The organism is Roseateles sp. P5_B10, assembly GCF_056400485.1.
Map to the genome: position 1 here is coordinate 1 of NZ_JBFULE010000034.1, position 20,648 is coordinate 20,648.

Annotated in this window: 18 protein-coding genes; 5 read left to right on the forward strand and 13 right to left on the reverse strand. The window is 67.0% G+C overall.

All coding sequences use genetic code 11. The annotated features are described in order from the left end of the window. Nucleotides 1–147 precede the first annotated feature (147 nt). The 9 genes from AC1DU6_RS04500 to AC1DU6_RS04540 form a co-directional block, all read right to left on the reverse strand. Entirely contained in the window at nucleotides 148–918 is a 771-nt protein-coding gene (locus tag AC1DU6_RS04500) for an ABC transporter ATP-binding protein (protein ID WP_457322198.1), read from the reverse strand. Between the two features lie 60 nt (nucleotides 919–978). Then, on the reverse strand, nucleotides 979–1,821 hold the full coding sequence (locus AC1DU6_RS04505; RefSeq protein ID WP_056200971.1) for an alpha/beta fold hydrolase: 843 nt from the start codon (nucleotides 1,819–1,821) through the stop codon (nucleotides 979–981). Continuing rightward, entirely contained in the window at nucleotides 1,818–2,909 is a 1,092-nt protein-coding gene (locus tag AC1DU6_RS04510; RefSeq protein ID WP_477856176.1) for a branched-chain amino acid ABC transporter permease, read from the reverse strand. The genes AC1DU6_RS04505 and AC1DU6_RS04510 overlap by 4 nt, the downstream gene beginning before the upstream one ends. 139 nt (nucleotides 2,910–3,048) lie before the next feature. Continuing rightward, entirely contained in the window at nucleotides 3,049–4,023 is a 975-nt protein-coding gene (locus tag AC1DU6_RS04515) for a branched-chain amino acid ABC transporter permease (RefSeq protein ID WP_457322202.1), read from the reverse strand. Between the two features lie 604 nt (nucleotides 4,024–4,627). Continuing rightward, a complete protein-coding gene (locus AC1DU6_RS04520) occupies nucleotides 4,628–5,362 on the reverse strand; it encodes an ABC transporter ATP-binding protein (RefSeq protein ID WP_457322204.1) in 735 nt (244 codons plus the stop codon). After that, on the reverse strand, nucleotides 5,359–6,102 hold the full coding sequence (locus tag AC1DU6_RS04525) for an ABC transporter ATP-binding protein (protein ID WP_477856177.1): 744 nt from the start codon (nucleotides 6,100–6,102) through the stop codon (nucleotides 5,359–5,361). The genes AC1DU6_RS04520 and AC1DU6_RS04525 overlap by 4 nt, the downstream gene beginning before the upstream one ends. 13 nt (nucleotides 6,103–6,115) lie before the next feature. Continuing rightward, complete coding sequence (locus AC1DU6_RS04530) at nucleotides 6,116–7,315, reverse strand: substrate-binding domain-containing protein (RefSeq protein ID WP_477856178.1); 1,200 nt, start codon at nucleotides 7,313–7,315, stop codon at nucleotides 6,116–6,118. Between the two features lie 191 nt (nucleotides 7,316–7,506). Further along, complete coding sequence (locus tag AC1DU6_RS04535) at nucleotides 7,507–7,884, reverse strand: hypothetical protein (protein ID WP_457352102.1); 378 nt, start codon at nucleotides 7,882–7,884, stop codon at nucleotides 7,507–7,509. Beyond that, nucleotides 7,881–9,374, reverse strand: a complete 1,494-nt coding sequence (locus AC1DU6_RS04540; protein WP_477856179.1) for a sigma-54 interaction domain-containing protein — start codon at nucleotides 9,372–9,374, stop codon at nucleotides 7,881–7,883. The genes AC1DU6_RS04535 and AC1DU6_RS04540 overlap by 4 nt, the downstream gene beginning before the upstream one ends. 94 nt (nucleotides 9,375–9,468) lie before the next feature. On the opposite strand from AC1DU6_RS04540, the gene AC1DU6_RS04545 reads away from it, so the two are divergent. After that, complete coding sequence (locus AC1DU6_RS04545) at nucleotides 9,469–10,137, forward strand: PEP-CTERM sorting domain-containing protein (RefSeq protein ID WP_477856180.1); 669 nt, start codon at nucleotides 9,469–9,471, stop codon at nucleotides 10,135–10,137. Between the two features lie 114 nt (nucleotides 10,138–10,251). Here AC1DU6_RS04545 and AC1DU6_RS04550 read toward each other — a convergent pair whose 3' ends face one another. Continuing rightward, complete coding sequence (locus AC1DU6_RS04550; RefSeq protein ID WP_477856181.1) at nucleotides 10,252–12,441, reverse strand: TonB-dependent receptor; 2,190 nt, start codon at nucleotides 12,439–12,441, stop codon at nucleotides 10,252–10,254. A 259-nt stretch (nucleotides 12,442–12,700) separates the two neighbouring features. Between AC1DU6_RS04550 and AC1DU6_RS04555 the strand changes: the two genes are divergently transcribed. Continuing rightward, nucleotides 12,701–13,639, forward strand: coding sequence for an MBL fold metallo-hydrolase (locus AC1DU6_RS04555; RefSeq protein WP_477856182.1), 939 nt, complete (start codon nucleotides 12,701–12,703; stop codon nucleotides 13,637–13,639). A gap of 221 nt (nucleotides 13,640–13,860) precedes the next feature. Here AC1DU6_RS04555 and AC1DU6_RS04560 read toward each other — a convergent pair whose 3' ends face one another. Beyond that, complete coding sequence (locus AC1DU6_RS04560; protein WP_477856183.1) at nucleotides 13,861–14,856, reverse strand: hypothetical protein; 996 nt, start codon at nucleotides 14,854–14,856, stop codon at nucleotides 13,861–13,863. Nucleotides 14,857–14,943: 87 nt separating this feature from the next. Next, a complete protein-coding gene (locus AC1DU6_RS04565) occupies nucleotides 14,944–16,101 on the reverse strand; it encodes an AI-2E family transporter (RefSeq protein ID WP_056200924.1) in 1,158 nt (385 codons plus the stop codon). Nucleotides 16,102–16,227: 126 nt separating this feature from the next. On the opposite strand from AC1DU6_RS04565, the gene AC1DU6_RS04570 reads away from it, so the two are divergent. Then, nucleotides 16,228–17,103: a YihY/virulence factor BrkB family protein gene (locus tag AC1DU6_RS04570; RefSeq protein WP_056200922.1), complete on the forward strand. Its 876-nt coding sequence runs from the start codon at nucleotides 16,228–16,230 to the stop codon at nucleotides 17,101–17,103. Here the strand turns inward: AC1DU6_RS04570 and AC1DU6_RS04575 are convergent. Next, entirely contained in the window at nucleotides 17,069–17,590 is a 522-nt protein-coding gene (locus AC1DU6_RS04575) for a YgjV family protein (RefSeq protein ID WP_056200917.1), read from the reverse strand. The two genes, AC1DU6_RS04570 and AC1DU6_RS04575, sit on opposite strands and share 35 nt — an antisense overlap. 200 nt (nucleotides 17,591–17,790) lie before the next feature. Between AC1DU6_RS04575 and AC1DU6_RS04580 the strand changes: the two genes are divergently transcribed. Next, nucleotides 17,791–18,465, forward strand: a complete 675-nt coding sequence (locus AC1DU6_RS04580) for a PEP-CTERM sorting domain-containing protein (RefSeq protein WP_457325513.1) — start codon at nucleotides 17,791–17,793, stop codon at nucleotides 18,463–18,465. Nucleotides 18,466–18,475: 10 nt separating this feature from the next. Beyond that, on the forward strand, nucleotides 18,476–20,527 hold the full coding sequence (locus AC1DU6_RS04585) for a hypothetical protein (protein WP_477856184.1): 2,052 nt from the start codon (nucleotides 18,476–18,478) through the stop codon (nucleotides 20,525–20,527). Nucleotides 20,528–20,648 lie beyond the last annotated feature (121 nt).

A 20,648-nucleotide genomic window follows, 5' to 3' on the forward strand; every position in this document is an offset into this window, starting at 1 on the left:
CTGGTGTGCGGTTCAGGGCCTCTTCTTTGGTGACTTTCTTCTGGCCCCGCAGAAGAAAGTTACCCGGCCGCCGGGACGGACTCCCGGCAATGCAACGAGCAGGCACGCTCTCCGCCAAGCAACCAACAACAGCGAGCAGCAGCACCATCAATGCGCCCCCTGCAACTCGGCAGCATCCGTACCCATATAAGCCTCCAGCACCGCCGGATGCTTCGACACCGTCGCGTAATCACCTTCGGCCAGAACAGCGCCACGAGCCAACACCGTGATCCTGTCCGCGATGCTGGCCACCACCTTCATGTTGTGCTCCACCATCAGCACGGTGCGCCCTTCAGCCACGCGCTTGATCAAAGCCGTCACGCGGTCCACGTCCTCGTGCCCCATGCCCTGCGTCGGTTCGTCAAGCAGCATCAACTGCGGCTCCATCGCCATCGTCGTGGCGATCTCCAACGCACGCTTGCGGCCATAAGGCAGGTCGGCGGCCTTCACGGCGGCCATGTCGCGCAGGTCCACCAGCTCCAGCAGCGACAGCACCTTGGCGTCCAGCGTCTTCAGCCCTGTCAGCCCCTTCCAGAAATGAAAGCTCGTGCCGGTGAAGCGCTGCAAGCCGATGCGCACGTTCTCCAGCACCGTGAGATGCGGGAACACGGCGGAGATCTGGAAAGACCGGATGACACCGCGCCGCGCGATCTGCGCCGAGGTCTCGCCAGTGATGTCGGTGCCGGCAAAGACGATGCGCCCACGCGTCGGCGTCAGGAACTTGGTCAGCAAGTTGAAGCAGGTCGTCTTGCCCGCGCCGTTGGGGCCTAGCAGCGCATGAATGTGGCCACGATGCACCTGCAGGTTCACGGCGTCCACGGCCGTGAAGCCTTTGAACTCCTTGGTCAGGTCCTGGGTCTCGAGGATGTATTCGCTCATGGACTTCCGGGTTAGCTGCGCGACTCTAGGCCTTCAAGCATGACGCTGGCTTACGGGCATTCACGGGGTCTGGTCCGCGGAGAGGAAACGCTCGATCAAGCCAATCTGCTCGGGTGTGTTCAAGGCCGGTGCATGGCCGCAGCCGGGGATCAGCGCGACCGCAGCACGCGGGCCGCGCTCGCGCATGGCCTGCGCCGTTTCGGCGGTCAACAGCGTCGAGTCCTCGCCGCGCAGGCAGAGCACGGGCAGGTCGAGCTGGTCCCAGGCCGCCCACAGCTCGTAGTCGTCGGGATGGTGATCGAACTGCTGCACCAGGGCTGGGTCGTAGTGCGTTGTCACGCGGCCATCGGGCAGGCGGCGCAGCGAGGTTTCGGTGAGGTGGCGCCATTGCGTGTCGGACAGATCACCAAAGCTCGCGTAGATCTCTCTGAAATAGACCTCCAGCTCAGTCACCGTTGCAAAGCTGGGCGGCTGCCCGGCGTAGGCCTTGATGCGTGTCAGCGCCGAGGCTGCCAGCTCGGGGCCGTTGTCGTTCAGCACAAGGCGCTTGATGCGGCCGCGCAGCTGGGTGGCTGCGCCGAGCGTGCCGATGGCGCCACCCATGGACGTGCCCACCCAATGCACCTTCTGCAAGCCCAACTGATCCAGCAGCGCTTCGGCTTGTTCGACATAGAACTCCAGGCAGTATTCGCGGGCCGGGTCCACCGCCCATTGCGAAAGACCACGACCCAGGGTGTCGGGGCAAACGACGTGCCAGCGGGCGCTCAGGGCGGCGGCGAGGTCGTCGAAGTCGCGACTGCTGCGCGCGAGGCCGTGCCAGGCAACGACGGTGTGCGAGCTTGCGTCACCCCACTCGGTGACGTGCATCTCGCGACCCAGGCAGTTGACGTAGCGCGATCTCATTTTTTGGCTCTCCCATGCGTCCACGCCGCCAGCCGCAGCCGCCCGACGATGCCGCCGGGGAAGTGGTAGACGGCCAGTACGAAGAGCAGGCCCAGCCACAGCAGCCAGCGGTCGGGCGAAATCAGCGTGCTCAAGACCGGCACGCCGTCGACCAGCGAGCCTGCTGCCTTCAGCAGCGCCTGCAGATAGTTCTGCGCGACGATGAAGAGCACGCTGCCAATGACGGCACCGTAGACCGTGCCCATGCCGCCGATGACGACGATGAGCAGCAGGTCCAGCATGATCTCCATGCTCATGGCCGTCTCGGGGCCGGTGTAGCGCARCCACAGCGCCAGCAACGCGCCGCCGCAGCAGGCCAGCAGCGCGGCGATGACGTTGGCGCCGGTGCGGTAGACGACCGTGCGGTAGCCGATCGCCTCGGCGCGGAACTCGTTCTCGCGGATGGCCTGCAGCACGCGGCCGAAGGGCGAATTGACGATGCGCAGCAGCAGCGCGATCAACAGCGTCACCGCGACAAAGAGAACGTAGTAGGTCAGCAGTCGGCCGTCGAGCATGATGCCCAGCACGGGCTCTTCCATGAACTCGGTCGAGGGCCGCAGCGCTGAAGGCAGTTGGAAGTTCAGGCCGTCCTCGCCGCCGGTGAAGTCGCTCAGCTGCGAGGCCAGCGTCATGAAGGCCGAGGCGACGGCCAGCGTGATCATGGCGAAGAAGATGGCCTTCACGCGCAGGCTGGCCAGGCCCATCGCCAACGCCAGCACGGCGCTCAGCGCCAGCGCCGCGACGAAGCCGATGCCCAGCGACGTCCAGTCCGACCCCAACCGCGTCGACGCGATGGCGATGCCATAGGCGCCGATGCCGACGAACATCGTGTGCGCGAAGCTGACGATGCCGGTGTAACCCAGCAGCAGGTCGTAGCTGGCGACAAGCAGGACAAAGACGAGGATCTTGGCTGCAACGTTGAGCGCCTGCGTGCCGGGGAAGATGAAGGGTGCACCGAGCAGGCCGACGAAGCAGGCGATCAACAGCGCGCCGAGGATGCGGCTGCGCGGCAGGTCGTGTGAAAGCAGAGAACGAAAAACGGATGTCATCGGAAACCCCTCGCTTCGTTGCACGTGATCAACGATGCGAACGCCGAATGAAAAACCAAGYGACTGCCGTGGAACTGGCTTCGCCAGGTCACTGGCAGTGCCTCCTTGAGGGGGAGCGCGAAGCGCAACGGGGGTGGGCTCATTTCGCCCCCACCGGGTAGAGGCCTTGCGGGCGCCACAGCAGGATGGCGACCATCAGCCCGATGTTGGAGAACAGCGCCGCCTTGGGCGCAATGAAGCCGGCGTAGTTAGCGACGAGGCCCACCAGCAGCGCGCCGACCAGGCAACCCACCGTCGAGCCGAGGCCGCCGATGATGATGACGATGAACAGCAGCAGGTTGACCTGCGCGCCGATCTGCGGCGTGACGCCCTGCTGCACCAGGCCCCACAGCACGCCGCCCAGGCCCGCGAGCGCGGAGCCGGCGACGAACACGCCGACGAAGAGGCGTTTGATGCGATAGCCCAGCGCTTCGACCATCTCGCGGTCCTGCACACCGGCGCGGATCAGCAGGCCGATCTTGGTGCGGTTCAGCACGAGCAGCAGCGCGATGAGGACTGCCAGGCCGATGAGCATGGACAGCACGCGGAACTTCTCGACCGCCACATCACCGAACAGGAAGATGCCGCGCAGTGCGTCGGGCATGGGCAGCGGGATCAGCTGGGCGCCCCAGGTCGCCTTGATCAGCTCCTCGCCAATGATCATGCCGCCCATGGTGATGAGGATCTGCTTCAGGTGCTGGCCGTAAACGGGTCTGACCAATACGCGCTCAAACACCACGCCCACGGCAGCGGCGATGGCCATGCCGGCGAGGCAGGCGGCGGCGAGTGCGGCGAGGTTGCTTGCCACATCCGGTGAAGTGGCCCAAGGGGCGAGAGCTGCCAACACCGTGGTCGCCGTGAAGGCACCGAGGGCGATGAAGACGCCGTGGCCGAAGTTGAGGACGTCCATCAGGCCGAAGACCAGGGTCAGGCCGGAAGCGATGACGAAGATGATGAGGCCCATGGCGATGCCGGCCAGGGTCAGGTTGAGCCAGGTGCTGGGGCTGCCGGTGAGGGGGAGGGCGAGCAGCATGATGGCTGCCAGCAAGGCGAGTGGTCGTGGGTCGAGTTTCATGGGCTCGCGCGATGGGTTGGGTTGGCGCTGAGGCCCATGCCGGGAGTTCGCCCCGGCGGGCGACCTTCTTTTTGAGCGACCAAAAAGAAGGCAAAAAGTCGCCCCCGATCCGCCCGGCCCTTAGCTTCGCAGCGGGCTGCCCTGTGCTGCTCAGGCCTTGAGGGCCCGCGCAAAACTCGCGCCGCTACGCTCTGCTCAAACAGTTGCGCGGAATCAGTTCTTGAAGCGAGCTGCGCTCGCGCCCTCAATCCCTTGCGCTGCTCGGCGGGCTCAGAGGGGGGGTGATTGAACAGCCCGGTGGCGTCGGGCTTTCGGGTTTGGCTGTTGCGGTTGTTCGGAGCCTCCCCTTCTAAACCGCCGAGAAGCGCAGGAGCCCGGGGCGCSWGCGMAGCRRGCYTCAAGCTCTGACTTCGCGCCCCTTTGTCTGAACGSAGCGTARCGAAGTGAGTTGGGCGCGGCCCCGGGCTGCGAGCATCGCAGGGGACCCCGACAGGGGCGGTTTTGCAGGGGAGAGCTTTTTGCCTACTTTTTGGCGGCGCAAAAAGTAGGTCGGCCGCCGGGACGAAATCCCGGCTGGGCGTGGGCGTCAACCAGAAGGTGGATCTCACTGATGCGCCCCCAACGACAACCCGAGAAGCCTCTGCTGCAACCCAGCGTCCTCGATCAACTCACGCATCGCACCACGATGCACGATCTTTCCGTCATCCATGACGGCAACCGAATCGCCCAACTCAGCCGCCACCCGAAAGTTCTGCTCCACCAGCAACACTGTCGTCTGCGAGGTCTTCTTGAGCTCGCGCAGCGCCGTGATGAGGTTCTGCACGATGGCCGGTGCCAGCCCCTTGCTGGGCTCGTCGATGACGAGCAACTCGCGCGGCTCGATCATGGCGCGGGCAATCGCCAGCATCTGCTTCTGCCCACCCGACAACTTGCCCGCCGGGTGCTGCCAGAACGTCTTCAGCGCCGGGAACAAGCCAAACAGCCAGTCCAGCCGCTGAGCATCCAAATCCGCCAACCGCTTGGCCGAGCGGGCCGCCAGCAGCAGGTTCTCCGCCACGCTCAGCTCGCCAAAGATGCCCATGGTCTCCGGCACGTAGGCGACGCCGCGCGACGCAATGTCCGGCGTCGCCAGCTTGGTGATGTCCTCGCCCTTGAAGTGCACCGAGCCCGCGCTCGCCGTCCACAGCCCCATCAAGGTCCGCAGCGTGCTCGTCTTGCCGGCGCCATTGCGGCCTAACAGCATCGTGACTTGACCAGCCGGCACGGCAAGATCCACGCCATGCAGGATGTGATACGCCCCGACGTGGGTATGAACCCCGCGCAACTCCAGAAGGTTCATGCCGCCACCCCCAGATAAGCCTCTTGCACGATGGGCGAGGCAATCACCGTGGCCGGGTCACCATCGGCCACCAGCTTGCCCTGGTGCAGCACGATGATGCGGTCCGCCAGCTCGCGCACCACGTCCATCTTGTGCTCCACCAGCAGCAGGGTGTGCTTCTTCTCGGCCTTCAGCGCGCGGATCAGGTCGAGCACAACGGGCACCTCGTCCACGCTCATGCCGGCGGTCGGTTCGTCGAAGAGATAGACCTTGGGGTCCAGCGCGATCAGCATGGCCACCTCGAGCTTGCGCTGGTCGCCATGCGGCAGGCTGGCGGCGAGGTCGTCCGCACGTGAACCCAGCCGCACGCGGTCGAGAATGGCACGCGCCTCGGCTATCAGCTCCTTGTGCGACAGCCACACCGACAGCATGTGCAAGCCTTTGCCATGTCGCGCCTGCACAGCCAGGCGCACGTTCTCCAGCACGGTCAAGTGCGCGAACAGCTGTGTCAGCTGGAACGCCCGGCCCAGGCCACGGCGCGTGCGCACCGGCGCCGGCAGCTTGGTCAGGTCCTCGCCATCCAGCCAGACCTCGCCACTGCTCGCGGGCAGCTGACCCGAGATCAGATTGAAGTAGGTCGTCTTGCCCGCACCGTTCGGTCCGACGATGGCCGTCAATGTGCCGGGCTGGAAGGCGCACGACACGCCGTCGACGGCCACGTGGCCACCGAAGCGGATCGTCAGGTTCTTGGTTTCGAGCACAGGCCGTCCGCGTTCAACGCTTGTTGCGGATGGGCACGGCCATTTCTTCGGGTTTGATTTCCCTGACCAGCTCCGGCACGCCCCACGGGAACGCCGGGTCCACCTTGATCTTGAAGTGGTACATCGACTGCATCGCCTGGTGGTCTTCGGCGCGGAAGGTCATCTTGCCCTTGGGCGTCTCGAAGCTCATGCCTTCCATCGTCTTGATGAGCTTGTTGGTCGCCGTGTCGCCGCCCGTCTTCTTCAGCGCTTCCACCAGCGCAATCGCCGCGCTCATGCCGCCGGCCGTGAAGAAGTCAGGCGGGTTCTTGAACTGTTTGTAGTGGTTGGCCACCAGCCACTCGTTGACCGGGTTCTTCGGGATGCCGAAGTAGTAGTACGTCGCGCCCTCCATGCCCGGGAACTGCTTGTAGGCGGTCATGGCCGGCAGGATGTTGCCGCCCGAGCCGACGCCGATGCCGTAGCGCTTTTGCAGGTCCAGGGCCGCCAGCGCGCCGAAGGGCGGCGTGGCGCCGGCCCACACGACGGCAATGACCTTGGGGCCGGGCTTGTCCTTGAGCGCGTCCACCAGGCGCTGGATGCCGGCGGTGAAGTCGGTCGTCGCCGTGGGCAGGTATTCCTCGTGGACGATCTTGGCCTTCTTCAGCGCTTCCTTGTAGGCCTTCACGGCGTCACGGCCAAAGGCGTAGTCCTGGGCCAGGATGCCGATGTTGAGACCCTGGATGTCCGAGGCGACGGCGTTGCCGATGGCGTCCTGCGACGAGTTGCGGCCGGTACGGAAGATGTACTTGTTCCACTTGTCGCCGGTGATGGAGTCGGCCACGGCCGGCTCCACCAGCAGGATCTTCTTGTATTCCTCGGCGACGGGCAGCATGGCCAGGGCCACGCCGCTGGACGAGGGCCCGACGGCGATGTCGGCCTTGTCGTCGCCATAGGCCGCGGCCAGCAGGCTCTTGCCCACGTCGGGCTTGCCCTGGTCGTCCTTCTCAATGACGACGAGCTTCTTGCCTGCGACGGTCATGGTGCCGCCGGTGGCGTAGTCCAGGCCCATCATGAAGCCGGTCTGCGTCTGCTTGCCGTAGGCCTCGAGCGGGCCGGTCTTGCTGTAGACGTGGGCGATGCGAATCTCGTTGCCGGCCGCGAGAGTGATGCCGGGCAGGGCGACCGCGAGGGCGGCGGCGGCGAGGGCAAAGCGGCGCGTGGTGTGACGCATGGGGCTTGTCTCCTGAAGTTCGGGTCTGCTCTGTCGGCAGACGGTGTCTTCCCTTTTTGCAAGGGCCGTGCCCGGCGGGGAAGGGTCGCCRGCGGCGGATTTCGTGCGGGTTGTCCCGAGGTTTTTCGCCTCGGACGTGGTGCTGAGTGTCCGGGAGTTAGGCGATGCCTGAAATATGGACGAACGCCACCCTAGCGTGGCGCGCGTTGCCACCGTCTCGCGACCCTTTGAGCAAGCGTCGAAAGCACGACCACGACCAGCGCAGTGGGGAAATAGAGGATCCAGGCCAGGCCGCTTTCACGCGCGGGCACCCACCACAGTACCCACGCCTGGACGGCGAACAGCAGTGTCGTCAACAGCGACAAAGGCAGCCAGGCGGCGCGGCGGTACGGCGGGTACGACGCTGCGACTGCCACTACGAGAAGCTGCGGAGCGGCCATGTAAAGCCAATTCATAGGCAGCAACGGCCACAATTCGGCATGGTCGCTCCAGATCGCACGTCCCAGGACGAGTGCCAGCGGAGCAAGCAGCGCGGCCGTGGCGCTCTTGATGAAGCCGGGCGCGTTCATTCGGCCTCGCGATGCTGCTCCAGCTCCGGCCAACGCGCGAGCCGCTCATAAAGCGATGCCCGCGAGATCTGCAGCAGTCGCGCCGCCGCCATGCGGTTGCCGCCAGTGGCCCGCAGCGCGCGGGCGATGGCGTCGCGTTCCAGGGCTTCGATCAGCTCGGGCAGAGGCGCAACGGCCTGGGCCGTGGTCATGACCGGGGCGGCGGGCTGAGGTACCGGCGCGGGCGCGGAGGTCGGCAACGCCGAGCCGCCTTGGAAAGTGGCCGCCGTCAGCTGCATGTCGTCGCTCATGAGGCTGACCTGCTCCAGCGTGTTGCGCAGCTCGCGGATGTTGCCGGGCCAGGCTTGCTGCATCAGCCACTCGATGGCATCGGGGCTCAGCAGCTTTTGCGGCATGCCGCTGCGGCGGGCGATGTCTTCGCCCAGGGCCTCGGCCAGCGCCTCGATGTCGTCCAGGCGCTCGCGCAGCGCCGGCACGCGGATGGGCAGCACGTTCAAGCGGTAGTAGAGGTCGGCGCGGAACTGGCCGGTGGCGACCATGCTTGCCAGGTCGCGGCTGGTGGCGGCAATCACGCGCACATCCACACGCAGCACGGTGTTGGACCCCAGCGGCTCGACCTCCTGCTCCTGCAGCACGCGCAGGAGCTTGCTTTGCAACGCCAGCGGCATGTCGCCGATCTCGTCGAGGAACAGCGTGCCGCCATCCGCCAGCTTGAACTTGCCGTCGCGGCCCTTGCGGTCGGCGCCCGTGTAGGCACCGGGCGCGACGCCGAAGAACTCGGCCTCCAGCAGCGTCTCGGGCACGGCGGCGATGTTGACGCCCACCAGCGGCCGGTGCGCGCGGCGCGACGCCGAGTGGATGGCGTGGGCCATCAGCTCCTTGCCGGTGCCGGTCTCGCCGAGCAGCAGCACCGTCGAGTCGGTCTGCGCCACGCGGCGGGCCTGGCGCTTGACCTCCAGCGCTGCGGGGCTGGTGCCGATGAAGCTGGCAATCGTGTACTTGGGCCGGCGCTGCGCGGCGAGCTGGCGGCGCGTGTCCTCCAGTTCCTGCTGCATCCGCGCGAACTTCTGGATCAGCGGCTGCATGGTCGTCTCGGGGTGATCCAGCAGCACCAGGCCCAGCGCGCCGATGACCTCGCCGGCGTCGTTGCGCAGCGGCAGGCGGCTGACGAGGAAGGTGCCGGCCTTGTTGGTCAGCAGATCCACCAGCACCGGTTTGCCGGTCTCCAGCACCTGCAGCATCTGCGTGTTGGGGACCACGTCCTCCACGCGCTTGCCGACGAACTCATGCTCGTCGGTGAACCCCAGCGCCGGCAGGAAGCGCTTGTAGCCGTCGCTGATCCAGACGACCCGGTGGTTGCGGTCGACGACCATCATCCCTTCGGTCGACCGGGCCAGCACGTCGAACATCGACTGGGCGGCCAGGCGCAACAGCCCGTCGACGTCCTGGGGGATGTCGAGGGGAGTGGCTGAGGGTGGGCTCAACGGCATGGCGACGGGCAATGTAACGCGGCCGTCAACCGCAGGTCGCCAATGCGGCGCCCCCCGCATCCGAGGTTGTCGAACAATTTGACACACTGTGAAGATGCATACCGAAATACTCGAGCAAGTTAATGATTCTTATAGGTTTTTCTGTCTTGGCTCGATGCTTGCGAGCGCACCTATTGCCGATGTGGCTTTTCCAAATAGATGGGGTGGGGGTATGACCAAGTTCATGAAATTCGTTGCTGCAGCTTCGCTGCTGGCTTCTTCGCTGTTCGCCGCCCCTGCGGCATTCGCGGGCTGGGTGATCACGCAAGGTTGCGGAGGTTGCGGACCGACGACGACGGTCGAGTTCTTCATCGTCGGCGATACGGGTGCCGGTCCCTTCGCCGGCCCTGGCCTTTCGACTCTGCCGGCGGGCTGGGTGGCGAATCTGGTCAATCCGAACTACGTGATCGCAAGCGGCCCGTCCGTCAATTTGTCGGGCTGGACCGAAAACTACCTGGGCAATATCGCCGACTCCGTCGAGGTCGACCTGTTCTTCTGGGCCGGCGCGCCCCTGCAGTCGACCATCTCCTTCGCGGCCAACTACACCCGCACCGGTGGTGGCTTGAGCCTGCACTGCCAGAGCTTCGGCGCTGGCTGCAACACGATGGACGATCCCACGGGCGTCAACTACAACCGCAGCGGCGTCCTGCCGGAGCCCGCAACGCTGGCGTTGGTGGGGATGAGCCTGCTGGGTCTGGCGAGCTCGCGCCGCCGTCGCGCCTGAGGAGCCGATCCCGCGCTGACGATCAACCCGCCGTGAGGCGGGTTTTTTCATGCAGGCGCCCGGTGATGCGCGGGGGGCCGACAGCATCAGATGGGCCGCGGGGGCCCTTCTGAATCAGAACTTGAACGTCCCGCCAATCGTGAACGTGCGTGGCGGGCCGTAGTAGGCGTTCAGCACGCTGAGCGCGGCGATGTTGTAGCCGTCGGTCTTGTAGGCCTTGTTGGTCAGGTTGCTGCCTTGCAGGAAGAAGCTCAGCTTGGCGTCCTTCTCCCAGATCAGGCCGGCGTTGACCAGCGTGTAGGCATCCTGGGCCAGCGCTTCGGACAGGTCGGTCGTCGGGTAGACCTTGCTGCGGTGGGTGACGCCCAGCCGCGAGCGCAGCGTGCCCATGGCCAGCTTTGCGTTGTGCTCGATGTTCAGGCCCGCTTGGTATTTGGGCGTGTTGGTGAACTTCTTCTGGTCGGCCACGTTGACGCCGCGGTCGATGTATTCGTCGTACTTGGCGTCCAGCGTGGCCAGGTTGCCGCTGATGYGCCAGGCGGGGGTCGGCATCCACAGGAACTCGACCTCGGCGCCCTGCACGGTCGCCTTGCCGGCATTGGTGAAGTCGCCGAAGAAGCCGGGCTGGCCGTTGGCCTGGGTGTAGCTCGTGAACACCGAGAGCTGCACGTTCTTGTACTTGTTGTGGAACAGGGCCGTGTTCAGCTCCAGGCGGCCGCCGTCCAGGATCATCTTGGCGCCCAGTTCCAGCGAGTCGAGCTTCTCGTCGGCGAAGGGCCTGCCCGAAGACGGGAACGCCACGGTGTTGGCGCGGATGTTGTAGCCGCCGCTCTTGAAGCCGCGCGAGGCTGTCGTGTAGAGCTTGATCTCCTTGCTGGCCCTGTATTCAAGGGACAGGCGCGGTGAGGTGTTGCTGACCGAGAGGCTCTTGTCGAAATTGGCCGGCACGGCGATGGGCGTGCCGCTGAACTGATCGTTGGCGAAGGCCTGGTTCAGCACGACGGCGCGCTTGTCCTCCTTGGTGTAGCGCAGTCCCGTGCTGACGCTGAAGGCCGGGCTCAGGCGCCAGCTCCAGTCGCCGAAGACGGCCTTGCCCTCGGTGTAGACCAGGCCGTTGGTCGTACCGAATGAGAGGTTGAAGAAATTGTTGCGCACCGTGCCGCCGGCGCGTCCGTCGAAGTAGTAGACACCGACAACGCCCGAGCTGTTCTGGCCTTCGTAGATGGCCTGCAGCTCATGGCTCTGCGAGCTGTCGTGGTACTCGGCGCGCACGTCGGCTGTTCTGTTGGGCAGGCCGTCGAAGTCGATGGAGGTGCTGGTGTCAGAAGCGCGATGCGCCAGGATGTACTTCAGGCTCCAGGCCTCGCTGGCGCCCCAGTTCAACGTCAGTGATTCGCCCTCGCTGCTGGTGCCGTTGGCATTGGGCATGCCTGTCGCGATGTCGTAGCGGCCCGGGGTGGGCGGTGTCTTGGCGGGGTCGAAGGCGCTGACGTTCAGGCGCTGGAAGCCGCGCATGTGCGAGTCGTCGCGTGTGCGGTCCACCGAAACCTGGGCGTTGAAGCTCGAGCCGGTCGGGAACCACCCGGCCGAGATGCGGCCGCTCGTCGTGTTCTGGTCGCTGACCGGGCTGCCATCGGTCAGGTTCTTGCCGTATCCGTCGCGGTTCAGGCTGGCGCCGGCGACACGGAAACGGATCTGGCCGTCATTGACGGCCGTGCCCACGCCGCCCTTGGCCGTCACCTGGCCATAGCTGCCGACCGCCAGCGTCACCGAGCCCTCGGTCGTCGTGGGGAGCGGCTTGGACACGTACTTCACCGCGCCGCCAATCGTGTTCTTGCCGTACAGCGTGCCCTGCGGGCCGCGCAGCACCTCCACGCGCTGCACGTCGTACACATCCAGCAGCGCGCCCTGCGGCCGGGCGATGTAGACGTCGTCGAAATAGATGCCCACGCCGGGGTCCACACCCCACAGCGGGTCGGCCTGGCCGACGCCGCGGATGAAGGTCGTGATGGTCGTGTTGCTGCCGCGTGCGGCGTAGATGGTCAGGTTGGGCACCTGGCCCTGCAGGTCGCCGAGATCCTTGATGGCCAGCTTGTCGAGTTGGTCGGCGGTCAGCGCCGTGACCGCCACCGGCACGTCCTGCAGCGACTCCTCCCGCTTGCGCGCCGTGACCTTGACGACCTCCAGCGTCGTCACCGCCGGCTCGACTGCGCTTTGTGCGGCTGCCGGCAGAGCGATCGTGGCGCCCAGCGTGGCGAGGATGGCGAAATGCAGCGGCGAGGGCGCCGGCAGGCGTCGGGTCATGGCTTGTCTCCTGGTTGTTGTGTTCGGAACCAGGAGAGAAAGCGCAAAAGCCATGCCCGCGCCAAGTCGGGGCGAGTTACAGGCAAACCCTTGCGAGCTAACCCGCGAATTTGCCGTCCGTGGCGCTGAGGCCGTCCGGATTCCAGTCGTTTGCCGGCGCGGACGGTGTCCAGTTTGCAGACAACGACCCTTGGGGCTGCAAGGGACCAAACCCGCAGCTATCCTGCGCCGCTTGCCCCAAATCCCTCGGAGACGATCCATGCTCAAACGCCTGCTTCCCGCCGCCATCGCCATTGGTTTCAGTGCCACCACAGCCTTCGCCGCCGGCCCGCAGCTCAAGGGCCAGGCGCCGGGCTGGTACCGCATGCAGCTTGGCGATTTCGAGGTCACGGCCMTGTCCGACGGCACGCTGGACCTGCCCGTCGACAAGCTGCTGCAGCAGCCCGTGCCCAACACGGTCAAGGCCCTGCAGCACGCCTACCTCGGCGTGCCGCTGGAGACATCCTTCAACGCCTACCTGATCAACACCGGGGCCAAGATCGTCCTCGTCGATACCGGCGCCGCTGGCCAGTTCGGCCCGACGTTGGGCCGCGTACTGGCCAACCTCAAGGCCGCCGGCTACAGCCCGGAGCAGGTCGACGAAGTGGTCATCACGCATATGCACGGCGACCACATCGGCGGCACTGCCGTCGACGGCAAGGCCAACTTTCCCAACGCGACGCTGCGCGTGGACAAGCGCGACGCCGACTTCTGGCTGTCGGCCGAGCAGGTGGCCAAGGGCGACGGCGCCAAGGCCATCGCCGCCAATGTGAAGGCTTATGCCGACGCGGGCCGCTTCAAGCCCTTCGAGGGCAGCGCTGCGGGTGTGGAGATCGTGCCTGGCGTGAAGGCCTATCCGGCCTATGGCCACACGCCCGGCCACAGCAACTACGTCGCCGAGAGCAAGGGCCAGAAGATGATGTTCTGGGGTGACCTGATGCACGTCGCCGCCGTGCAGTTCCCGGAGCCGGCCGTGACGATGAGCTTCGACTCCGACCCCAAGGCGGCTGCGCCTGCCCGCGAGAAGGCCTATGCCGCGGCGGCCAAGGACGGCTATTACGTGGCCGTGGCGCATGTGTCCTTCCCCGGCATCGGCAAGCTGCGCGCCGATGGCAAGGGCTACGACTGGCTGCCGGTGAACTACTCGGCCAACCGTTGAGCCTGCACCAGCACCGGCGCGCGGGTCAGGTAGTTCTCGCGCCAGCCGGCGGCCCCTCGATCGCGAGCCAGGCCAGCCGCGCCGCATCTCTGGCGGCCAGCGGCTGCTGCAACCCGCCCAACTCCACGCGCTGCGCCGCGTCGGCCAGACGCCGCAGGACTCGATCAGGGCAGGCGCGCGACATGAGCCGCATGGTGCCCCAAATGAAACGGCTTGCGGCCTCAGCGAGGGTGGCGGCGCTTCCCAACGAAGCCCGCCAGCACCAGCAGGCCGGCCGCCATCAGCGCAGGCGACGGCAGCTCGGGCACCGGGGCCGACCAGGCGCTCAGGTAATTGAAGCCCGACGATGACATGACCTGCAGGTCGGCCAGCGCGAGCGGGTTGCCGGCGGCATCGAGGGCCCCTTGGATACCGTTCCAGGCGAAGGTGTGACTGAAGTCGGCGTAGGAGTTTCCCTCGGCATATAGCGCGGCGAAGCCACAACCGCGGCAACTCACGCCACCCTGCGCCGAGGCGCCCACCGAGGCCTCCATGGTCAGCACCGTCGGCACGCCGTTGCCGACCGTCGCCACGAAGCTCCTGAGGCCAGTAGCCACCGCGCTGCGGTCGATCAGGCCGTTGCTGTTGTATTCGCTTTCGCTGCGGCCGTCGGAGAGGTTGCCCAGCGAGACATGCCAGCGCATGTCGGTGACCGTGCCGTAGCCCGACAGGCCCTGGGCGAACTGGCCCATGCTGGAGATGCTGCCGGTGACATTGATCCCGAAGGTCAAGGTCAGCGGTGCGCCGACCGCCAGCCCGGGCACGGAGAAGGTCAGGCCGTCGCTGAAGCTGGCACCGGCGTAAGCGGTGCCGCGGCCGAGGATGCGCGCAAACCAGGCGTCGCCGGGCGACAGGAACAGCCCGTTGCCGGTGCCGGTGGCCTGCAGTTGAATGCCCCCCGCCACCACCTGCGCCCAGCTGCTGGCGCCCCCGCCGGCATCGGCCGTACCCACCTGGGCATGTCTGCCGACGCCGACGCTGGCAGTGGCCGTTCCGCTGGCCCGCGTGTCGCGCTGCTGGTCGCTCGACCCCAGCACGACCGGGGCGAGTTCGTTGACCGAGGCCTGGCCCAGCGCTTGGGCGTTGACCTCGGCGGTGGCGGTGTAGGCGGCCAGGCAGGCCGGTGCGAGTCCGATGCTCAACGTGAGCGCGGCAACCCAGGGCACGACACGGTTCATGAGGGGCTCCAGCCAGGTGAGGAGAAAGCCAGTCTAGCCGCGGCAGCGTCAGCGGAGCGTTATGCGGCGCGGCCGGCGGCCACCCGTTCAGGTACCCAGCAGCTCGCCGATGGGCTGCAGCCCCTCCACCCGGTCGCACACCGCCTTGACGCTGGCCAGGATGGGCACGGCGAGCAGCAGGCCCCACACGCCCCACAGCCAGCCGAAGGCCAGCACGCCGATGAACACGACGACCGCGTTCATGCGGCTGCTGCGGCTGCTCAAGTACGGCATCAGCAGATTGCCCGACAGCGTGTGCACGCCCAGCGCGATGCCCGACACCAGCAGCGCCATGTCCACGTTGCCGAACTGCACGAAGCTCATCAGGCCCGCGCTGGTGGTCAGCACGGCGGCGCCGAGGTAGGGCACGAAGTCCAGCACGAAGGCCACCACGCCCCAGACGGCCGCGTGCTCCAGGCCCACGAGCAGGAAGGCCAGCCAGATGGTCAGGCCCACCACGGCGCTGGTAAACACTTGCACCAGCAGGTAGCGCTGGATCTGCGCACCGATCTCGTCCAGGGTCTGGACCGTCAGGCGCCGTTTGGCGAATGTCGGGCCGGCCAGGTGCACCAGCTTGCGCCGGAAGGTGTCGCCCGACGCCAGCAGGAAGAAGGCGATGAACACCACCACCATCACCGCGCCCACCGAGGCCAGCAGGCCCAGTGTGCCGGTCCAGAGATAGTCATGCAGGTTGAAACGCGGCCGCTCGACGACGACGCGTGTGATGCCGCGCGAGCTTGCTGTTGCCGGTCCCGGCGCGCCGGCCTCGGCCGCCTGCTCCAGCTGGGTGGCCGCCTTCTGCATCTGGACCAGGGCACTGCTCGATCCGGGCCGGTGGGCCGCCACGGCCGCGCGCACTTTCTCGGTGGCTGCGGGCAGTGATTCGAGCAGCTTGCCGGCGTCGTCGGAGAGCGCATAGCCCGTCCAACCAACAGCGCCCACCAGGCTCAGCAGCAGCATGGCTGCGGCCACCGCGCGCGGCAGCCGCAGCCGCTGGAGCTGTTCGACCACCGGCGCCAGTGCATAGCTCAACATCAGGCCGAGCAGCAACGGCACGAAGACCGCAGCGGCCACATGCAGGGTGAACAGCACGGCCACCAGCGCCAGCAGCGCCAGCGAGAAGCTGCGCACGTCCACCGGCATGTGCAGGCGCAACGGTTCGCTGGTGGGCGGTGCAGGGTCGGTGCTGTTGGGAAGGGCGCTCATGACGGAGCAGCGTACGCGCTGTTACACCCACCCGTGCTCGCTCTTGCACGCTTCACGGCGCCGTCCGACACGGGGGCGTTGTGGCGGCCGACAAGGCGTTGCGGCGCTGGTGGCCGACCCTGTGACATGCGCCTTTTTACCCAACAGTTTGCGCGCCAGACCGCCCGCGTGCTGCACAACCCCTGGGGCTTCGCCTGGCAGACGCTCAAATCCTTCCGCGCCAACCAGGGCCTGCTGCTGGCCGGTGCGGTGGCCTATTACGCGCTGCTGTCCATCGTGCCGCTGATGATCCTCAGCGTCATCGCGCTGTCGCACTGGGTCGACCCCGCGCGGCTGCTGCAGACGGTGGGCCGCTACCTGGAATGGCTGGTGCCGGGGCAGTCGGCCGCCGTGGTGGCCGAGCTGGCGCGCTTCCTGGCCCACCGCGAGGTGATGGGCTGGGTGCTGCTGGTCAGCATGCTGTTCTTCAGCTCGCTGGCCTTCTCCGTGCTGGAGAGCGCAATGTCGGCCATCTTTCATCACCGGCGCAAGCTCAACCAGCGGCATTTCCTGATCTCGGCGCTGATCCCCTATGTCTATATCCTCTGCCTGAGCGTGGGCCTGCTGCTGGTGACGCTAGTGGCCGGCCGCTTCCAGGCCCTGGGTCAGCGCGAGGTGGAGCTCCTGGGCTTCAGCTGGTCGCTGGACGGGGTGTCCGGCGTCATGCTTTATCTGCTGGGGTTTGCCGGCGAGGTTTTCGTGCTGGCCTCGGTCTACATGGTCATGCCGGGCGGGCGGCCGTCGCTGCCGTTGGCGCTGATCGGTGCACTGGCCGCCGCCCTGCTGTGGGAGCTGTCGCGCCATGTGCTGGTCTGGTACTTCGGCACGCTGTCGCAGATCGGCACCGTCTACGGCTCCCTGACCACGGCCATCGCCGTGCTGTTGAGCCTGGAGGTCGCGGCCACGCTGCTGCTGTATGGAGCCCAGGTCATTGCGGAGTTCGAGCGGCTGGGCGAGACCTGATCATCCTTGCGATGGTGGTCAGGTTGATGACCGCAATAACCACCTCCAGCGCCGTGCCGCCGATGGAGCCTGCGATCAGGTTGTTGGCGATCCACAGCCCGGTGCCACACAGCATCAGCAGCCGCATCGGAATGCCCTGCAGCGTGAAGAGGGCAATCGTGCCCAGGCAGGACGCCGTCAGCGGCAGCCAGTCGCTGGGCCTGTGGGCCAGGCCCAAGCCAAAACCGAGGTTGGCCGCCACGATGACGACGGCCACCCACACCGAACGCGTATGCAGCGACAACAGCGAACGCAGCATGGACAGAGATGAACTCACCACCGCCGTCGGGTTGCCCAGCAGCGCGAAGTGGGCGACATAGGCAATGCACTCGCCCGTCATGAACCACTTGAAGCGGCGGTCATCGGTCTGCAAGAAGCAGCCGACGCCGAGTACAAAGGCGACATAGCCGAAGAGTTGAGCGGGCGAGAACCAGTCGGCGATGGGCATGCGGGCGGGGACGCGGAGGTCGTCGACCCCCCCCGAGAACTAGGGAGGCGCGGCGGTGGGCCGGAGATTGTCCCGCTGACGCCAGGAAAGCCCATCTTCGTGCATGGCAGGGCGCATTCCAGGCGGTTATGCCGCCCGCTCGAATTGGCAGGGCATTGCCGRACTAACCCGCTGGTCGCTGCACAGTGGTTTTGCAGACCATGCGACCCGCCCTCAGTTCACGCGACGCCGTCGCCCCGCCCATGACCAAGAAGACGCTGCTTGCCGGCCTGGCAATAACTGGTTTGCTGATCGGTGCAACGGCCCGCGCCGAATTGCAGCCGCGTGCCAACGGCGCCATGGTCTACGACACGCAGACCAACCTGACCTGGCTGGCCGATGCCACCACCGGCGGGCTGCGCACGCAGGCCGACGCGCTGCAATGGGCGGCTTCCTTGAGCTTTGGCGGCTTCGACGACTGGCGCCTGCCGGTGGTGGCGCCGGTCAATGGCAGCGCGCTGCAGCTGGACTATTCAGAGGACGGCTCCACCGACATCGGCATCAACAACAACGGTGCAAACAGCGAGCTGGGCCACCTCTTCTACGCCAGCCTGGGCAACACGGCCGCCGGGCCCACGCAGACCGGCTCGTTCAGCGGCCTCGTCGATCCGAACAGCCCGGTCGGGCCGGTGTTCTGGACGGGCACGGCCTCCGAACCCGGCTGGGCCTTGAGCTTCTTCATGGGCATGGGTCTGCAGGACCAGCTCGCCACCGACACCCTGGCCCAGGCCTGGGCCGTGCGCGTCGGCGACGTGGCCGCGGTGCCCGAGCCGGGCAGCGTCGCGCTGATGCTGGTGGGGCTGCTGGCCATGGCGGCGCGTCGCCGCTCGCTGTGAGGAGGACGCCATGAAAGCACTCGCTCTCTTCGCCCTGTGCCTTGGCCTGGCCACCACGGCCCATGCCGGCTACACGCCCACGCCCAACGACTGGGCCTGCACCAACAAGGTCGGGGGCACCTGGACCCATGGCCGCGCCCCTTCGGGCTGCGACGCCAACGCCTTCGGTCCCGACAGCTTCGTGCGCGGCAACTACACCGGCACCATCTTCAATGACGCGTCAGCCAACCTCGTCGACGAGCGCAAGCGCTACATGCAGGCCATGTACCCGGTCATCCGCGACGCCAGCGACCGCTACCTGCGCTCGCGCAAGCTGGCGGTGTCGGCGCGCGAGCTGGAAGCCTTCCAGCGCGGCACCTACGCAACGCTGCGCCAGGAGACCTTCTGGTCGCACTACCGCGACGCGCAGACCGCCGCCGGCCAGCCCTATGCGCTGAAGATGATGCGCGGCGACAGCGGCCACGGCCACGGAATGATGCAGGTCGACGACCGCTATCACTTCGTCCAGCTCCAGGAAGGCAAGGGCTGGAACATGATGCAGAACTTCACCTACGCGATCGACATCTACTACGCGGCTTGGGAAGCCGCACCGGTTTCCTGCCTGGGTGGCGTGACGGTGCCGACAGGCACGACGGCCCAGGTCGACGAGTACTGGCGCGGCCGCGCGCGCTCGGCCTGGTCGGCCTACAACGGCGGCCCCACCAAGGTCTGCCGCTGGCAGAACGGGTCGGATGTCAACGTGGCCAAGGACAACGGCTACCGCGACAACTACGACGCGAAGCTCTGGCTGGTCGACATCGCCGACCTCAGCAAGGCCGCCGGCATCGACGTGGCCTGCCTGATGGACAACGGCCCCAGTTGCCCCGTGCCGGTGGGCGGCAACGTCGAGCCCGGCAAGCTGCTGCAGGTCGGCGCCGCCGCCTGCGTGCTGGCCGGCAACAACACGCTTGAGTGCGTGGACGACGTGCGCGACGCCGCCTGCCTGGCCGGCCGAGCCAGCTTCGACGAAGGCAGCATCACGCAGGTGTATGTCGCGCAGACGGCCAGCTACGCCCGCATCGACCATAACCGCCACCAGCTCTGCCGCGCCCAGGTGCCCGGCCTGCAGTCGCTGGCCAGCGCGATCGCCACGTTGCAGCCGCTGGACCTGCGCTCGGCGCCGGGCGGCATGGTGCTGGGTCAGGCGGCGGCGGGCACCTACCAGGTGCTGGATTTCATGGTCAGCGGCGCGCAGCAGCAGAAGCGCCTGTATCGCATCCGTGCTGACATCAACGGCGCGCTGACCGATGGCTGGATCGACGCAGGAGATGTCGGCACGCATGCCACGCTGGCGGTAGGTGCCGCGCCAGCCGGCCCCGGTGCCATTGCTTATGCGGGGGACTGGGTCAAGGTCGTGCCCAACCTCAACATGCGCGCCACGCCGGGCGGCGCTCTGCTGGTTGCCATTCCCGCCAACACCGCCGTGCAGGTCAAGGAGGTGTTCGGCACCGCGTCGGCCAACAACCTCTACTACCGCGTCGAGTACACGCACAGCGATGGCGTGCTGCGCGAGGGCTGGATCTTTGCCGGCAACCTCTACCCGGCGTCCACGCTGGCCAGTTGGGCGCTGCCGACCGTCGCGCCGTCTGCACAGAAGCACGCCCATTGCCCCAATGGCACGCGCTACGACAACCATCTGCGCCAGTGCATGAGCACCAGCTCCACCTACGGCCCCTTCACGGCCGCAGCGGTGCAGGCCTGCGTGGATGGCGCAGGCGGCGCGGTCTGCACGGCCAACCGTGCGACGGTCGTCGACGGCGTGGCGCTGGCGATGCCGATCTGGAGCAAGGCTCTGGCCGCCGCAGCCGCCGGCAATGGCGACTGCCCGCGGGGCGCGGCGCGCTCCATGGCGCACCGCTTCCATTGCACCGAGACCGTGACCCGCAACGGCGCCGCCGAGACCGACGTCTACGGCCCCTTCGGCACGGCCCTCATCAACGCCTGCCTGGTGCGCTCCGGCAACGCCGCCTATTGCCGGACCAACCGCTGGCCGGCCGCGGCCTTCCTCGCCCTGCAGCCCTGAGCGGCGATGAAGGCAGCGCTGACGCTGGCCGCCGCCGCGGCCGTGGTGGCCGGGCTGTGGTGGACGCAGCGGGGCGACGCCGTGCCGGTCGCCGCCACCGCCCGGCCCGCTTCGCCTGGGG